The following is a 14,156-nucleotide window of genomic DNA, read 5'->3' as shown; positions in this document are numbered from 1 at the left end:
ACCTTATCCGGCTGGTGCTTAATTTTCTCTACGCCCACGCCTCTCATTCTGCGAGGCGCAAAAAAACCTTTCTAAAACCTGAAACAACGGTTTATTTTAGTGAGATTCATTCTGCGGCGTGAATTTCAACTCGATCAAGGCAACCGCTTTTTGTATTGCGCGCATAGTGACCGGATCGGCACCTGCAGGATGGCTGGAAAAGTCGATGCTTTTCAGCTGGCTGGACATTTTCTCCCGAACTTCTACTGGGGCAATAACATCAAGAACATCCAGAATCTGCTTGATAACCAGCTGACAGGCAACAACGTCCGAGAGCAGTTCCTGATCGGCATTCAGTGTTTGGGACATAGTGAGCTCCTTATAGAAAGGTCGTCATAGTACCCATTCAACGAACGAAACGATAGCCGCGCATGCCTTCCGAATGCGCTGAAAATAAAAATAGTTCCAGTCAGTTTCTTTTGAGATGGCAAGCACAACATGAGTGAACATTTAGCGGTTGAGAACAAACGCGGTCTATCCCCGGCTGCATTACTTGTTGCCGGGGCTTTCTTTATGGAGTTTATTGACGGCACGGTGATTGCCACCGCACTGCCCGACATGGCGAAAAGTTTTGGCGTGCAGGCAGTTGACCTGAACATAGGTATCAGCGCCTATCTGATCACCCTCGCGGTACTGATCCCCGCAAGCGGCTGGATTGCGGATCGCTTCGGCGCCCGAAAGGTGTTTACCCTTGCACTGGCGATATTTACTTTCGCCTCGGTTTTATGCGGTTTGTCCGAAAGCCTTGAGAGCTTTGTCGCCATGCGAATCTTACAGGGTGTAGGTGGTGCGCTAATGGTTCCGGTTGGCCGACTCGCGGTATTACGAACCACGCCGAAACATCAGTTGATCACCGCTATTGCGACCCTGACCTGGCCCGCGTTAGTCGCGCCCATCATTGGCCCTCCCCTTGGCGGATTCATTACCAGCTATGCCAACTGGCGCTGGATCTTCTTCATTAATGTACCGCTCGGAATACTGGCGATTGCGCTGGCGCTACGTTTTATCCCGGATATTCATGACGACGAGCGCCGCCCATTTGATATAACGGGATTTATCGCAACCTCTGTTGCGATGGTGAGCCTGGTGTATGCCATGGAGTTACTGGGAACCCAACAGCCTCAGGGCTGGCTGACCGCCGGACTTTTGGCGCTAGGAACATTGACCTTTCTGTTTGCCCTGCATCATTTTCGTCGCACCGCCTGGCCAATGATTCGCCTTGATGCCATGAACGTCCCTACTTTTCGCGTCACCATGTATGGCGGATCGCTGTTTCGTGCCTCTATCAGCGCCGTGCCGTTTCTGCTGCCGTTAATGTTTCAGGTAGGTTTTGGCATGAACGCTTTTCACGCGGGTTCGCTGGTACTGGCGGTATTTGTCGGCAATCTGACGATTAAACCTGCCACCACACCGTTGATACGCTGGCTGGGCTTTAAGAAACTGCTGTTGATTAACGGTGCGCTTAACGTTCTGGCGTTGCTGGCCTGTGCATTAATTACGCCGCAGACCCCCGTGTGGGTTATTTTGCTGGTGTTGTATCTGGGCGGTGTGTTCCGCTCAATTCAGTTTACCGGCGTCAGCACGCTTGCCTTCGCGGACGTCCCCGCTGCACAAATGAGCTACGCTAATACGCTGTTCAGTACGGCGACACAATTAGCAGTGGGATTGGGCATTTCTTTAGCCGCTATTGGCATCCGCATTGGTGATGTGGTCAGCGAAAGGCTGGCATTGGGCAATATTCCGGGGATCAGTTTCCGGCTGGCCTTTGTCGCTATTGCCATTATTTGTCTGGTAGGTATGGTAGATACGCTGCGGCTCACCCGTGATGCAGGAAGCGCAGTATCGAACAGGAACAGGTAGCCCGGAGGGTGAACACCGCCGGGCCAACAGGATTTAGCCAATCACCTCGCGTACAAACGCTTCGATTGCTTTGTCCTGGCAGTTTTCAAAGAAGCACTGCTGGAAGCGCGGGCCTGATACAGCGGTTTTCACCAGTTCAGGATCGATCGCGCGCAGCGTGTCCAGATAATTTTCTTTTACCACAGCCGCTTTCACCTGATTCAGAATACCGGCGTTACGCACCTGCGGCTCTTTACGCTCCGGTGGGTAGCCTTCACCGTTACGCCCGGTGAACGCTTTTTCAAACATATAGCGCACATTCAGCTCAGCACCCCAGCCAAAACCTTTGGCGAATGCCAGAGAAAGCGCGTTGCCGTTGTTGATCTGAGAGAACAAGAACGCATCTGCAGGATCAAGGCAATAACCACACACCACACCCGGATGGATATTCAGTGACATCATTGCCCCCTGGCCCGTACCGCAACCTGTAACAACAAAGTCTACAGCTTTGGAATTAAGCAGGATGCTGGCCATAATGCCTAAATGGATGTAGGTCAGATGATGATCATTTTCGTCGCTCATCCCAACGTTATAGACCGGAAAACCTTTCTCATCCGCAACGGCCTTAAGCTCGTTATGGATGATGGCGTTTTTGCTTGCCTGGCTGTTTTCCATCATCAATGCAATTTTCATTCTGTACTCTCCTGAATGCGCTGCGGTAGCCCGCTGAAAGTCATAACATTCAGCCACATTACTATTTTGCAATCGTACTTTCAAATTTAATGAAATTTAGTTTTAAAAAACAAAGTTACGCTCACATTCCTGTCTGAACAGTTCAGAATTACCTCAAACAAATGACCTCGTTGTGATTAATCGCAGGTGATCTTCGGGCTATTCAAGCCATTGATGAGGGTCTCTGTATGCCATGATAGTGTATCTTCGAACTTTCAGAGCGATCTCATGAAGACCATTATCCTAGCGCTTTTGCCGCTCATGCTGACAGGATGCACAATTACAAAACAGGCACAGGTCAGCGAAGCCAGCGCCATCACTGGTGTGGTTCGCCTGACTTATAATCAGGCCATGTTACAAACAGCACGTACCGATGACTACGTTACCCAGGGGACAGCCACCAAAGAGTGTCAGCGCCTGGGCTATGCCAGCGCAGAAGCGTTTGGCCAGCCGGTGTCAACCTGTAGCGTGTATGCAGGCTCTCTGTGCTTAAATACCAAAATTACACTCGCCTGGCAGTGTCATGGTGTCGCGGTGCCCCAATCGCCTTCTTTCAATTATTAATATTTCCGACCAGCTCATTTTTGCTGGTCTTTTACCACTTTATTATTTATATCCTCCGTTTAATATCGTTAATGCGTTTTATTCCCATTCGCATTTTTAATAAATAAATTTATTATTTTACCTTTTGCAAATAATTAAATAACAAATTATAGTGGCGCCACGTCAATATATAATAACGTTTGTGGAGCAGAACCATGCTGAAAACAGAAATGATCGACCAACTGAATGAGCAAATGAACCTTGAATTATATTCATCTCTGCTCTACCAACAGATGAGCGCGTGGTGCAGCTATCACAGCTTCGAAGGTGCCGCCGCGTTTTTGCGCCGTCACGCCCAGGAAGAGATGACGCACATGCAGCGTCTGTTCGACTACCTGACCGATACCGGCAGCTTACCGCGTATTAATACCGTTTCTTCACCCTTTGCTGAATATGCGTCTCTGGACGAACTGTTCCGTGTTACTTACGAACACGAGCAGCTGATCACCCAGAAAATTAATGAGCTGGCACACGCGGCAATGACCCACCAGGATTATCCAACCTTTAATTTCCTGCAATGGTATGTTGCCGAGCAGCATGAAGAAGAGAAATTATTTAAATCTGTTATTGATAAGCTGTCGCTGGCAGGAAAAAGCGGCGAAGGTCTTTATTTCATCGACAAAGAACTGGCTACGCTTGATACACAGAATTAATATTTTAGGGTAATGAAGGCAACCCGCCATCATTACCCCTTGAAATCAGTGACGGCAGATCTTGCTTTCGTGCGTAGAGAAGCCGTCTTCTTTTGCAATAAACTTTCCCTTCGCCGCTAAAAACGCCACCAACTCGCCTGCCGTCATATCCGCCGCAGAACAAGTGTGAAAACGCGCCTGCTCGCCGAAACGTGCCGTAATCGCCGCTTCAAGGCTGGCATTTGAATACTGCTCACCAGATTCAATCATCATGTTAAGCACTTCGTGACCGTGAATAGATTCCATATTACCTCCTTAATAAAGTCCGTAGCCTAATGTGAACCGCACATCGTCGCTTTGCGCTAACGCAGGTTTATCAGCAGATAAATGTCATTTGTTATACATCTTAATGGCCAAAACGTCGTAAACATTAATGTACAGTCATTGTAACGGTGATTTGACGAAAATAGCGTTTTGCCTTAATCTGCGCCGCAGATATAACCATTGATTATCTCTGGGACAGAGGAAAGCGTGAAAAACAGAACCCTGGGTAGTATTTTTATCGTGGCGGGAACCACGATTGGTGCCGGTATGTTGGCAATGCCGCTGGCTGCGGCAGGCGTGGGGTTTAGCGTCACGCTGGTATTGTTAGTCAGTCTTTGGGCGTTGATGTGCTACACCGCGCTGTTGCTGCTTGAAGTGTATCAACATGTCCCGGCAGACACCGGGCTGGGTACGCTGGCAAAACGTTATCTTGGTCGTTACGGACAATGGGTAACGGGCTTTAGCATGATGTTTTTAATGTATGCTCTGACGGCGGCGTACATCAGTGGTGCAGGTGAACTGCTGGCCTCCAGCATCAGCGACTGGACCGGAACAAATATTTCCCCGACAACAGGCGTACTGCTGTTCACCTTTGTTGCCGGTGGCGTGGTTTGTGTTGGGACCTCGCTGGTCGATCTGTTCAACCGTCTGCTATTCAGTGCCAAGATAATCTTCCTGGTGGCGATGCTGGCTCTGTTAATGCCGCATATTCATAAAGTGAACCTGCTTACGCTGCCGCTGCAACAGGGGCTGGCGCTCTCCGCAATCCCGGTCATCTTCACCTCGTTCGGTTTTCACGGCAGTGTTCCCAGTATCGTCAGCTATATGAACGGTAACATCCGTAAACTGCGTTGGGTGTTTATTACGGGTAGCGCTATTCCTCTGGTCGCCTATATCTTCTGGCAACTGGCGACGCTTGGTAGCATTAACTCGACAACGTTCATGGGGCTATTAGCCAACCACGCAGGCTTAAACGGCTTATTGCAGGCATTGCGTGAAGTCGTGGCTTCGCCGCACGTCGAACTGGCGGTGCATCTGTTCGCCGACCTCGCGCTGGCAACCTCTTTCCTCGGCGTTGCATTGGGATTATTTGACTACCTGGCCGACCTCTTCCAGCGCCGCAATACCGTAGCGGGAAGAATGCAAACCGGCGCGGTGACATTCCTGCCGCCGCTGGCATTCGCGCTGTTCTATCCGCGTGGTTTTGTCATGGCATTAGGATATGCGGGCGTTGCCCTGGCGGTGCTGGCGCTGCTCATTCCCTCGATGCTGGCCTGGCAGAGCAGAAAACATAATCCGCAGGCCAACTACCGCGTAGCAGGCGGTGCTCCGGCGCTGGCGCTGGTATTTTTGTGCGGCATTGTGGTGATAGCAGTACAGTTTTCTATTGCAGCAGGATTACTACCAGAAGTGGGTTAAAACAAAGGGGCTTTCGCCCCTTTCTGTTAATGCAAACAGCACTGCTTATATTTCTTGCCGCTGCCACATGGGCAAGGATCATTGCGCCCTACTTTGGCATCCACTTTCACCGGTACTTTGACCGGCGTTTCCTGAGGATGCGCCATCCAGTAAGCGTGCAGGTCCAGCGCAGCCAGGCGGATAGCATCGACGCTCTCTTCAAACGCTTCCGGCGTTAGTTTCTCAACCACCGCAAAGTTCTCTTCCGTACCGTGCAGCGCAATAGCTTCAAGTGCTGGTTTTAACGTGTCCGGTAACGCGGACCAGTCTGACAGTGCGACGCCGCGCATATAACCAAAGCACCACTCTTCAACGATGGTCAGTTCATGCTCGTCAATTTCACGCAAACCAAATAACGGCTCAAACTGCTCAGGATATTCATCCAGACGATCGGCCGTATCCGCCATATGTTGAAACGCCAGGTTCATGAAACGCGTCATTTCTTTTTCGGAGGACCAGCGAGGGACATACTGCGCGCCGCCCCAAATTGCGACCAGCCACTGCTCTGGTTCAATTTCATACGGTGAACTCAGCACCGCCGTCAGCAAACCATCCAGTTCTGACACATCCAGAATAGCCTTGTCTGTATTGTACTTAGTCAGTACATCATCCAGCCATTCCAGTTCGCTCTCGTTTAATGGTCCCGTTTTCATAACGCTTTTCCTTAGTCAAAAAATCTTGCCTGTAATCATCCTACATGGCTGGAGGGATAACAGATAAAAATGGGCATATGCGGCATATAGCTGCCGCCTGTTCAGGTTAACAGGAAACGAGGGGAATTCCGGAAGTTAACGCACAAAAGAGAACACTAAGCCGCCGGGCATCATACCGGGAAAACACAATAAAACCACCCGAAGGTGGTTTACTGTTGTTCAATACGGTTGAGCGTTGCGGTATAGCCCGTTTTCGCTACCGCGTTAAGTAACGTATCGGTTGGGAAACCTTCTGGCACAATCGCTTCTGCTTGTCGGGTTTTTAGGGAGGATTTTGCTTTAATCACACCATCGGTTTCACGTAGCGCCTGATTGACCGAAATAACGCACAGCGAGCAGGTCATATTTTGTATATCCAGCACCACTTTTTGATTGGCCGCCAGAGCCCACAGCGGCAGCAACAAACATGCAACTAATGTGAAGATTTTCATTCAAATACCTCATAAAACCAGGCAACGAGCGTTGGATAAAATAGCACCGGCAAAATCAACGCCAACGCGCACCAGTAGAGAACGCGCGCTTGCTTCAGAGCTAACCACCCGGAGCACCACAGCCGCCTGGAAAAATAGAGCCGCCAGAAGACGCGCAGTAATAAGCCCAATGACACCAGCATCAGGGGAATTCGCAAAAACTCAAACTGGGTGAAAACAGCAAAGCTCGCCGCCGAAATACCAAACAACAGATAGAGCAGCGGTCCAACGCAGCATAAGCCCGCGGTGACAGCAGCCGCAGCGGCCGTCAACAGGGTGAGTCCCGCCCCTTTAGCGTTGTTCTGTGGCGACATAGCTGTACGAGAACGCTTTAGGATCATAGAAATTGATCGGGTCACCATCGACTTCAGCGTAAGGATAGCCAAAGTTGTTCATGGCTCCCTGTTCCGTTGCTGGGTACAGCTCGAAATCACGCCCGTAGTTAAATCCAACCCAGTTCATTTCCCAGTTACCAAACAGGTAAGTGTTTACCGCCTGGACATCGGCATCCTGATGCGACTTTTTCTCTGCCAGACGCATTTTGGTCACATCAGCAGGATCGCACGGTAACCAGCCGTAACCGGCCAGATAGAATTCGGCTCGGCAATGTTGCCCGCCGCTCACATCGGCGACGCCTGCACTGTCTGCTTTGCCAAAAGCGCTTTTCGAGTAACGTTCGAGCTTATTGGCTTTGCCCAGACGGATGCCAAACAGTTCGCGCGCCGGAATGCCGCTGGCCCGCGCCAGAGCCACAAAAACGGAGCTCATGTCGGTGCATTTTCCTTTGAGCTTACCGCTTTTTAAGATCTCCGCCACATCCCCCGTTCCGCAGCCAATGACGTCGTTATCGCGCTCCATATGGCTACTCACCCATTCGTAAATCAGGCGCGCTTTTTTCAGCGGATCCTGCTCATTACCGGTGATTTTACGCGCGGTTTCCAGAACCTGCCCATCAACTGGGGTATGTGTCGTCGGCAGCAGGTACGGTTTTACATCCAGCGGATAAATAATCTGCTCCGGCGCTTGCCAGGTTTTCAGCGCGTCCTGCTTCAGCGGTTCCCAGTCGGCGGTTTCAATGTCGATATCAACGTTAATCAACAGTTTGCCCTGCGAGTCAGGCCAGGTGGCAAACAGCGTTTTCGCGCCATAAGTATTATTAGTGGTAACGTACGCCTGCTTATAGTTTCCGCTAAAGGCAAGCGCCGTCATTTGTTGAAACGCGGTATCTACCGGAAGCGGGATCCACAGTTTTACCACGCCGCTCGACCCCTTAGGAGGGTTAAGTTTATACGTCTGGGATAACACAAAGCGCCGACGCGCGACTGGTGCAACGGATGGTTCAGCGGCGTGAACCGTCTGGCTAATAACCGCAGGACCGACTAAACCGGCGGCGGAAAGGAGAACGCTATTTTTGAGAAATTGTCGACGTTGCATTGCTGTCTGTCCATGTTGTAAGAGTTGGGCTACGGCTAAGAAGGCAAAAACCGTATGCGATCATCACAGCAGACAGACGCTGACATAAAAAGGTGAGCCGATGGAGGTTATTCATCAATAACAGACCTGTTAACTGTGAATGAAATAAGAAACTGCGCGACAGATAGTAAGCCATAGGCAGGCAAAAAGTACAGCAGTGAGGGCGAGTTCAGAAAATATAGACATTCGTTGCCAGCTTACGGGCTAACCCTCTGGCCCCTTCGCGCATAACCATATCGTGATTCCAGCGAAAAACAGGTGCCGCCAGCGGAGCCAGGTAATTCATCCAGCGAATCGTGGTGCGAACATTCCAGTCATATCTGACGATAGTTTCTGCACCACTTGCAGAAAAAGACCACACGCCTCGCCCTTCAACCGCCCCGCTGGCTTGCCCCTCAAGCAGCGAGCAGGGCAGAATATTCAACACGTTGATGTCAAAGGTTAAGCGATAAGGAAGCGCTCCTTTCCAGGTATAACGATGCAGCGCCCCAATGCCCTGTATATCACCTTTTTTAATCTCAACAATGCGTTCCAGACTTTCCCACCATTCCGGCCACTGATCGGGATGAGAAAAAACATCCCATACCTCCTGAATTGAAGCCTCAACCCGCCAGACGGTGGAAAACCGATAGTTAGCCATAATACAGACTCCCTCAAGGCGAGAAGAAATTGGCGGGAAAACGGATGTTAATGACCATAGCATCCAGAAGCACGGTTTCTAATCGCTGCCCATCTGGCGCATAGCTGATCACTTTGGCAGGGAGTCCGTGATAATTATCCAGCCAGACGTCATAGCGGTGAACACCATCAACCGCCATTGTTCCTGGCCCAACCACAGATACGCGCGTCGTCGCCCGTCCTGCAAGGTTTTCATTACCAACTGTGGTTGTTATCCCTTCGCGTTGCAGATGACGAATATTGCCCAACAACACGCCGATATCAGAGCGATCCACCCGATGACCGCGCTCATCCTGGATCAATGAATTAGTAGGTGACAGGTGCAAAATGGGCAACGTACCCGCACCAAATGGCCATAACGTCACTTTACCGCTGACAGGATTAAAGATAAGCACCGCACCTGAATGCGGTTGGGTAAAATCCATTCGCACATACCCAGGCTTTTGAAAGCTATAGCGAATAATTTTGCTTTCATCGGATGGCGACGAGGAGCGCATCATAACCTGATAAGACGTCAGGTTATTAAATGACTGTTGAGAAAATGCGATGGGATCCGTAGCCCTGGCATTCTGCGAAAAGATATCCTCTTTTTCCACCGAATATGCTGCACCACTAAGGGTAAGCAATGCTGCAAACATAACTATCGGAAAAGATGAAATGCTCATAGCAGCCCCCTGAACCAGCATTGCCAGCAAAATGAAGTAATCATCTGTTGGCTGTTTTTATTATAGTTCTTAACTGCGCAGCACTACTCTTCCGGACTTTTAAACACAGTATGGATAGCAGGTTTAAATTATTGGTTTCCTTTTCAGTTAAGATGACAACATAAAGCTATACTTTAATAGCCATTCGTTTTATAGGTATTAATCATGAAACTGCCATCGGTATTTTCATGCGCCGTTCTCATATTACTGCTGCTGGCGTCATCATCTGCCACAGCCAGCGCGTTACAAAACCAGGCCGTCAGAGAGCAAGAGTTGAGCGCGGCACTTCGAGCTGGTAATGGCGTGATCATTATTGGCGGGACGGATGATTTCGCTTTCACGTTCAGGGCACGAAACCGAATCCACAGACAGCTGGCAATACAGGATGGCTTTGGCGATCCCATCCTGATGAATGGTTTCCAGGATCACAACTATAATCCCGCCCGCGATGGGTTTATCAACAACCCTGCCCGAGGGGGCTTTATGTTTAACGCGCCGATTCGGCGATAGATTGATTAGCAATAGTGAGTATATAGAGAGCAGTTTACGTTTCTGGCAGGTTGCTTGACGCAAGGTATCTATGCTTGTAAAAAACATGCACAAAAAAACCACCCGTAGGTGGTTTCACGACACTGCTTATTGCTTTGATTATTCTGTTCTTTCCCATGGTACCCGGAGTGGGACTTGAACCCACACAGCGCGAACGCCGAGGGATTTTAAATCCCTTGTGTCTACCGATTCCACCATCCGGGCTCGGGAAGAAATTGGAGGCGCGTTCCGGAGTCGAACCGGACTAGACGGATTTGCAATCCGCTACATAACCGCTTTGCTAACGCGCCGAAATCTTCTGGCTTTACAGCCGACATCCGCTATTGCCGATGTCTTAAATTTGGAGCGGGAAACGAGACTCGAACTCGCGACCCCGACCTTGGCAAGGTCGTGCTCTACCAACTGAGCTATTCCCGCATCACCAAGTAATTTTGTTAATCACTTGATTTTGTTATCGTCTGGCAATCAGTGCTGCCGTTCGATGCGTTGCATTCTACTTACCTGACGCAATGAGTCAACGATATTTTTCACCACTGACGATCGTTTGCTGAAATTTGCGTCGAAACGATCACTGATCAAGCAAATCTCCACGTGCAGCGCTCAAATACTGGAACATTGACCACAAAGTCAGTATCGCGGCGACGAAGAAAAGTGCGATCCCAGCATACTCTACCCAGATATTTGGACGCCACAGCAGCCAGGCCAGAGCAGCCATTTGCGAAGTGGTTTTCACTTTACCGATCCAGGATACGGCTACGCTGCTGCGTTTACCCAGTTCGGCCATCCATTCACGCAGTGCAGAGATGATAATTTCACGCGCAATCATTGTTGCGGCAGGAAGCGTCACCCACCAGCTGTGGTAATGCTCTGTCACCAGGACCATCGCGATTGCCACCAGCACCTTATCAGCGACCGGATCGAGGAAGGCGCCAAAACGCGTGCTTTGGTTCCAGCGGCGCGCCAGAAAACCGTCAAACCAGTCAGTGACCGCTGCGATACAGAAGATCAGCGCACAAACAAAGGGAGCCCAGGTGAATGGCAGGTAAAAAGCCAATACAAAGAATGGGATCAGGATGACGCGAAACAGCGTGAGCAACGTAGGGATATTAAATTGCATATGACGGATAACTATCTGTTGTCAGTGAAATTACCCCTATGTTGCTACAGAGGGCCTAATGTTTCAACGAGTAGAAGATCTTTTCTGCCAGAGCTTGCGAAATACCCGGCACTTTTGCAATTTCTTCGATACTTGCGTTACGAAGGCCTTGCAAACCTCCCATATATTTCAACAACATCTGGCGACGCTTTGGCCCGACACCTTCGATGGTCTCAAGCGTGCTGGTGCTTTTCACTTTCGCCCGCTTTTTACGATGCCCGCTAATCGCATGATCGTGAGATTCATCGCGGATATGCTGGATAACGTGCAATGCAGGCGAATCCGGCGGCAGGCTAAAGCCCTCACCTTCCGGCTCAAAGAACAGCGTTTCCAGCCCTGCTTTACGATCGGCCCCTTTTGCCACCCCCAGCAAGAGTGGGTGCTGTTTGTCCCAGGGAACATCCAGCTCAGCAAAAACGGCTTTCGCCTGCCCTAACTGACCTTTACCGCCGTCGATCAATATGACGTCCGGAATCTTACTTTCTTCAATCGCCTTACCATAACGCCGACGCAAAACCTGATTCATCGCCGCATAATCATCACCCGGCGTAATGCCGGTAATGTTGTAACGGCGATATTCTGCGCGCAGCGGGCCATTGGCATCAAAGACCACGCAGGAGGCTACCGTCTGTTCACCCATCGTATGGCTGATGTCGAAGCATTCCATACGCTTCACTGCAGGTAACTTCAACACCGATGCCAGCGCCGTCAGACGTTGCGTAATCGTCGACTGCTGAGAAAGTTTCGTGGTGAGCGCCACTGCCGCGTTGGTCCGCGCCAGCTTGAGATAACGTGCGCGATCCCCTCGCGGTTTCGTCTGCACGTTAATCTTCCTGCCGGCCAGTTCAGACAGAGAGTCTGCCAGCAGGGTTTTATCGCTAAGATTAAAATCGAGCAGGATCTCCCCGGGTAAGGTACGCATCTGGCTCCCCTGCAGATAAAACTGCCCGACAAAGGTTTCGACGACCTCGCCGAGTTCCGTGCCACCGGGTACTTTCGGGAAATAGCTGCGGCTGCCCAGCACTTTACCCTGGCGAATAAACAGAACGTGCACACAGGCCATACCGGCGTCAAACGCCACGCCAATGACGTCCAGATCGTCTCCGGTATTAGAGACAAACTGTTTTTCTGTCACGCGGCGTACGGCCTGAATTTGGTCACGAATACGCGCAGCCTCTTCAAATTCGAGATTTTGGCTGGCCTTTTCCATGCGGGCGATTAGCTGCGTTAATACCTGATCGTCTTTTCCGGACAAGAACAGACGAACATACTCGACCTGCTGAGCATACTCTTCCTCACTCACCAGACCCGCGACACACGGACCGAGACAGCGGCCAATCTGATACTGCAGACAAGGCCGAGAACGGTTGCGATAAACGCTGTTTTCGCACTGGCGGATAGGGAATATTTTCTGCAACAGCGCCAGCGTTTCACGCACCGCATAACCGTTAGGGAACGGTCCAAAGTACTCGCCTTTGGCATGCTTTGCCCCGCGATGCATCGCCAGACGCGGGTGGGTATCACCACTAAGGAATATAAAAGGGTAGGATTTATCATCGCGCAACAATACGTTATAGCGCGGCTGATACAGCTTGATGTAGTTGTGCTCAAGCAATAACGCTTCGGTTTCAGTGTGCGTTACCGTAACATCAATCTGCTGGATTTGCGCGACCAGCGCTTCGGTCTTGCGTGACGCAAGATTACTACGGAAGTAGCTGGAAAGCCTTTTTTTCAGGTCTTTCGCTTTCCCGACATAGATAACCGTCCCGGCGGTATCATACATACGATAGACGCCGGGCTGACTGGTCACGGTTTTCAGGAACGCTTTGGCATCAAACTCGGTCACTGGCTTGTTAATGTCTCCGCATTACACAGGCCATGGCGAATTGCCAGGTGAGTCAGCTCTACATCGCCGTGAATGTTTAATTTACTGAACATTCGATAGCGATAGCTGTTCACCGTTTTAGGACTAAGATTCAGCTGTTCTGAGATCTCATTGACCTTCTGACCTTTGGTGATCATCAGCATAATCTGCAACTCGCGTTCAGACAAACTGGCAAACGGGGTTTCCGTTTTCTCAGGCTCAATCTGGCTGAGCGCCATTTGCTGAGCGATATCGGAGGCAATATAACGCTGCCCGGAAAAAACCGAACGAATCGCACTCACTACTTCCTGGGGGCGGCGCCTTTGCTGAGATACCCTGCGGCCCCTGCCTGCATAACTTTTGCAGGTAATGGGTTTTCGGTGTGTACCGTCAGCATGATCACTTTAATGTCTGCCGTGGAACGCGCAATTTTGCGGGTTGCTTCCAGACCGCCAATACCGGGCATATTCATATCCATCAGCACAACGTCAACGGAATTTGAGCGGCACCATTTTACCGCATCTTCACCGCAGCACGCTTCGCCGACAACTTTTATGCCTTTTATATCTTCCAGAATGCGTCGTATCCCTGCGCGCACCAGTTCGTGGTCATCAACAAGAAAAACGTTGATCAAAGGAATATCTCCAGAATAGGGATAACGCTACCGATAGTTAATCGGCCCTATGTTAACGGGTTTTATCTCAACTTTGAAATGTAAAAAACGCCCGACTTTCGATTTTGCTCTCGTTTTTGGAAATTAGATTGTACGACGAGTGGAAACTTTCAGTCCTGACAGCCTTCTGCCACGGTTATATCTGCATAGCTGTTTCAGAATAGTGACAAAAAATTCATATTCCCCCGCTGAATGCAAAATAGGCAGTCAAAGTTGTAACAATAATTAACGAGGAAAATACTCGAAATA

16 protein-coding genes, 3 tRNA genes and 1 pseudogene are annotated in these 14,156 nt (G+C 50.2%); 5 read left to right on the top strand and 15 right to left on the bottom strand.

All coding sequences use genetic code 11. The features are described from left to right. Positions 1–96: 96 nt before the first annotated feature. Positions 97–348 carry a DUF2766 family protein gene (locus OGY04_RS03995; protein ID WP_003034595.1) on the bottom strand — a complete coding sequence of 84 codons (252 nt, stop codon included), beginning with the start codon at positions 346–348 and terminating at the stop codon, positions 97–99. 129 nt (positions 349–477) lie between these two features. Here OGY04_RS03995 and OGY04_RS03990 point away from each other — a divergent pair, with 129 nt between their 5' ends. After that, positions 478–1,899 (top strand): MFS transporter, encoded by a 1,422-nt coding sequence (locus OGY04_RS03990; protein WP_286584815.1) that lies wholly within the window; start codon positions 478–480, stop codon positions 1,897–1,899. 33 nt (positions 1,900–1,932) lie between these two features. Here OGY04_RS03990 and OGY04_RS03985 read toward each other — a convergent pair whose 3' ends face one another. After that, a complete protein-coding gene (locus OGY04_RS03985; RefSeq protein WP_003034591.1) occupies positions 1,933–2,571 on the bottom strand; it encodes an RpiB/LacA/LacB family sugar-phosphate isomerase in 639 nt (212 codons plus the stop codon). Positions 2,572–2,838: 267 nt separating this feature from the next. Between OGY04_RS03985 and yecR the strand changes: the two genes are divergently transcribed. Next, positions 2,839–3,174, top strand: coding sequence for a YecR family lipoprotein (gene yecR / locus OGY04_RS03980; RefSeq protein WP_048235188.1), 336 nt, complete (start codon positions 2,839–2,841; stop codon positions 3,172–3,174). Between the two features lie 194 nt (positions 3,175–3,368). Beyond that, positions 3,369–3,866, top strand: a complete 498-nt coding sequence (ftnA, locus tag OGY04_RS03975) for a non-heme ferritin (RefSeq protein WP_003034588.1) — start codon at positions 3,369–3,371, stop codon at positions 3,864–3,866. Positions 3,867–3,911: 45 nt separating this feature from the next. On the opposite strand, the gene OGY04_RS03970 is transcribed toward ftnA, so the two are convergent. Beyond that, positions 3,912–4,151, bottom strand: a complete 240-nt coding sequence (locus OGY04_RS03970; protein WP_003034586.1) for a YecH family metal-binding protein — start codon at positions 4,149–4,151, stop codon at positions 3,912–3,914. A gap of 225 nt (positions 4,152–4,376) precedes the next feature. Here OGY04_RS03970 and tyrP point away from each other — a divergent pair, with 225 nt between their 5' ends. Continuing rightward, on the top strand, positions 4,377–5,588 hold the full coding sequence (tyrP, locus tag OGY04_RS03965; RefSeq protein ID WP_003833907.1) for a tyrosine transporter TyrP: 1,212 nt from the start codon (positions 4,377–4,379) through the stop codon (positions 5,586–5,588). A 26-nt stretch (positions 5,589–5,614) separates the two neighbouring features. Here tyrP and OGY04_RS03960 read toward each other — a convergent pair whose 3' ends face one another. From OGY04_RS03960 to OGY04_RS03935, 6 genes are all read right to left on the bottom strand, one after another. Continuing rightward, positions 5,615–6,280, bottom strand: a complete 666-nt coding sequence (locus OGY04_RS03960; protein WP_003034581.1) for a YecA/YgfB family protein — start codon at positions 6,278–6,280, stop codon at positions 5,615–5,617. A gap of 209 nt (positions 6,281–6,489) precedes the next feature. After that, positions 6,490–6,771, bottom strand: a complete 282-nt coding sequence (locus OGY04_RS03955) for a heavy-metal-associated domain-containing protein (RefSeq protein WP_286584814.1) — start codon at positions 6,769–6,771, stop codon at positions 6,490–6,492. Next, the gene (locus OGY04_RS03950; protein ID WP_008785085.1) at positions 6,768–7,124 is read right to left on the bottom strand and encodes a mercuric transporter MerT family protein; all 357 of its coding nucleotides are present in this window, start codon (positions 7,122–7,124) and stop codon (positions 6,768–6,770) included. Before OGY04_RS03950 ends, OGY04_RS03955 begins: the two co-directional genes overlap by 4 nt. Further along, complete coding sequence (locus tag OGY04_RS03945; RefSeq protein WP_286584812.1) at positions 7,102–8,244, bottom strand: transglutaminase-like domain-containing protein; 1,143 nt, start codon at positions 8,242–8,244, stop codon at positions 7,102–7,104. The genes OGY04_RS03950 and OGY04_RS03945 overlap by 23 nt, the downstream gene beginning before the upstream one ends. A 208-nt stretch (positions 8,245–8,452) precedes the next feature. Then, entirely contained in the window at positions 8,453–8,923 is a 471-nt protein-coding gene (locus tag OGY04_RS03940; protein ID WP_003833916.1) for an SRPBCC family protein, read from the bottom strand. 13 nt (positions 8,924–8,936) lie between these two features. Then, positions 8,937–9,626, bottom strand: a complete 690-nt coding sequence (locus OGY04_RS03935; protein WP_286584810.1) for a LolA family protein — start codon at positions 9,624–9,626, stop codon at positions 8,937–8,939. 204 nt (positions 9,627–9,830) lie between these two features. Between OGY04_RS03935 and OGY04_RS03930 the strand changes: the two genes are divergently transcribed. Then, positions 9,831–10,175: a hypothetical protein gene (locus OGY04_RS03930; RefSeq protein WP_125362630.1), complete on the top strand. Its 345-nt coding sequence runs from the start codon at positions 9,831–9,833 to the stop codon at positions 10,173–10,175. Positions 10,176–10,331: 156 nt separating this feature from the next. On the opposite strand, the gene OGY04_RS03925 is transcribed toward OGY04_RS03930, so the two are convergent. The 6 genes and pseudogenes from OGY04_RS03925 to uvrY all read right to left on the bottom strand — a co-directional run bounded on the left by OGY04_RS03925 (position 10,332) and on the right by uvrY (position 13,868). Continuing rightward, positions 10,332–10,418: transfer RNA gene (locus tag OGY04_RS03925), tRNA-Leu, on the bottom strand. Between the two features lie 12 nt (positions 10,419–10,430). Then, a tRNA-Cys gene (locus OGY04_RS03920) sits at positions 10,431–10,504 on the bottom strand. Positions 10,505–10,555: 51 nt separating this feature from the next. After that, positions 10,556–10,631 (bottom strand) — tRNA-Gly (locus OGY04_RS03915). A gap of 151 nt (positions 10,632–10,782) precedes the next feature. After that, positions 10,783–11,331: a CDP-diacylglycerol--glycerol-3-phosphate 3-phosphatidyltransferase gene (pgsA, locus tag OGY04_RS03910; RefSeq protein ID WP_003030490.1), complete on the bottom strand. Its 549-nt coding sequence runs from the start codon at positions 11,329–11,331 to the stop codon at positions 10,783–10,785. 55 nt (positions 11,332–11,386) lie between these two features. Continuing rightward, positions 11,387–13,216 carry an excinuclease ABC subunit UvrC gene (uvrC, locus tag OGY04_RS03905; RefSeq protein ID WP_079934683.1) on the bottom strand — a complete coding sequence of 610 codons (1,830 nt, stop codon included), beginning with the start codon at positions 13,214–13,216 and terminating at the stop codon, positions 11,387–11,389. After that, positions 13,213–13,868 (bottom strand): annotated as a pseudogene (uvrY, locus tag OGY04_RS03900) (UvrY/SirA/GacA family response regulator transcription factor). The gene uvrC and the pseudogene uvrY overlap by 4 nt, the downstream one beginning before the upstream one ends. Positions 13,869–14,156: the final 288 nt, after the last annotated feature.

It is taken from the genome of Citrobacter sp. Cpo091 (genome assembly GCF_030332645.1).
Taxonomy (GTDB): Bacteria; Pseudomonadota; Gammaproteobacteria; order Enterobacterales; family Enterobacteriaceae; genus Citrobacter; species Citrobacter portucalensis.
The sequence above is the reverse complement of the archived record's forward strand: the minus strand, read 5'-3'. Positions and strand labels throughout refer to the sequence as shown.

Excerpts from the sequence above, each read along its gene's own strand:
- OGY04_RS03960 (WP_003034581.1), bottom strand. The coding sequence starts at position 6,280 with ATGAAAACGGGACCATTAAACGAGAGCGAACTGGAATGGCTGGATGAT.
- yecR (WP_048235188.1), top strand. The coding sequence starts at position 2,839 with ATGAAGACCATTATCCTAGCGCTTTTGCCGCTCATGCTGACAGGATGC.
- OGY04_RS03985 (WP_003034591.1), bottom strand. The coding sequence starts at position 2,571 with ATGAAAATTGCATTGATGATGGAAAACAGCCAGGCAAGCAAAAACGCC.
- OGY04_RS03955 (WP_286584814.1), bottom strand. The coding sequence starts at position 6,771 with ATGAAAATCTTCACATTAGTTGCATGTTTGTTGCTGCCGCTGTGGGCT.
- OGY04_RS03950 (WP_008785085.1), bottom strand. The coding sequence starts at position 7,124 with ATGTCGCCACAGAACAACGCTAAAGGGGCGGGACTCACCCTGTTGACG.
- OGY04_RS03995 (WP_003034595.1), bottom strand. The coding sequence starts at position 348 with ATGTCCCAAACACTGAATGCCGATCAGGAACTGCTCTCGGACGTTGTT.
- OGY04_RS03945 (WP_286584812.1), bottom strand. The coding sequence starts at position 8,244 with ATGCAACGTCGACAATTTCTCAAAAATAGCGTTCTCCTTTCCGCCGCC.
- OGY04_RS03940 (WP_003833916.1), bottom strand. The coding sequence starts at position 8,923 with ATGGCTAACTATCGGTTTTCCACCGTCTGGCGGGTTGAGGCTTCAATT.
- ftnA (WP_003034588.1), top strand. The coding sequence starts at position 3,369 with ATGCTGAAAACAGAAATGATCGACCAACTGAATGAGCAAATGAACCTT.
- OGY04_RS03935 (WP_286584810.1), bottom strand. The coding sequence starts at position 9,626 with ATGAGCATTTCATCTTTTCCGATAGTTATGTTTGCAGCATTGCTTACC.
- pgsA (WP_003030490.1), bottom strand. The coding sequence starts at position 11,331 with ATGCAATTTAATATCCCTACGTTGCTCACGCTGTTTCGCGTCATCCTG.
- OGY04_RS03990 (WP_286584815.1), top strand. The coding sequence starts at position 478 with ATGAGTGAACATTTAGCGGTTGAGAACAAACGCGGTCTATCCCCGGCT.
- OGY04_RS03930 (WP_125362630.1), top strand. The coding sequence starts at position 9,831 with ATGAAACTGCCATCGGTATTTTCATGCGCCGTTCTCATATTACTGCTG.
- OGY04_RS03970 (WP_003034586.1), bottom strand. The coding sequence starts at position 4,151 with ATGGAATCTATTCACGGTCACGAAGTGCTTAACATGATGATTGAATCT.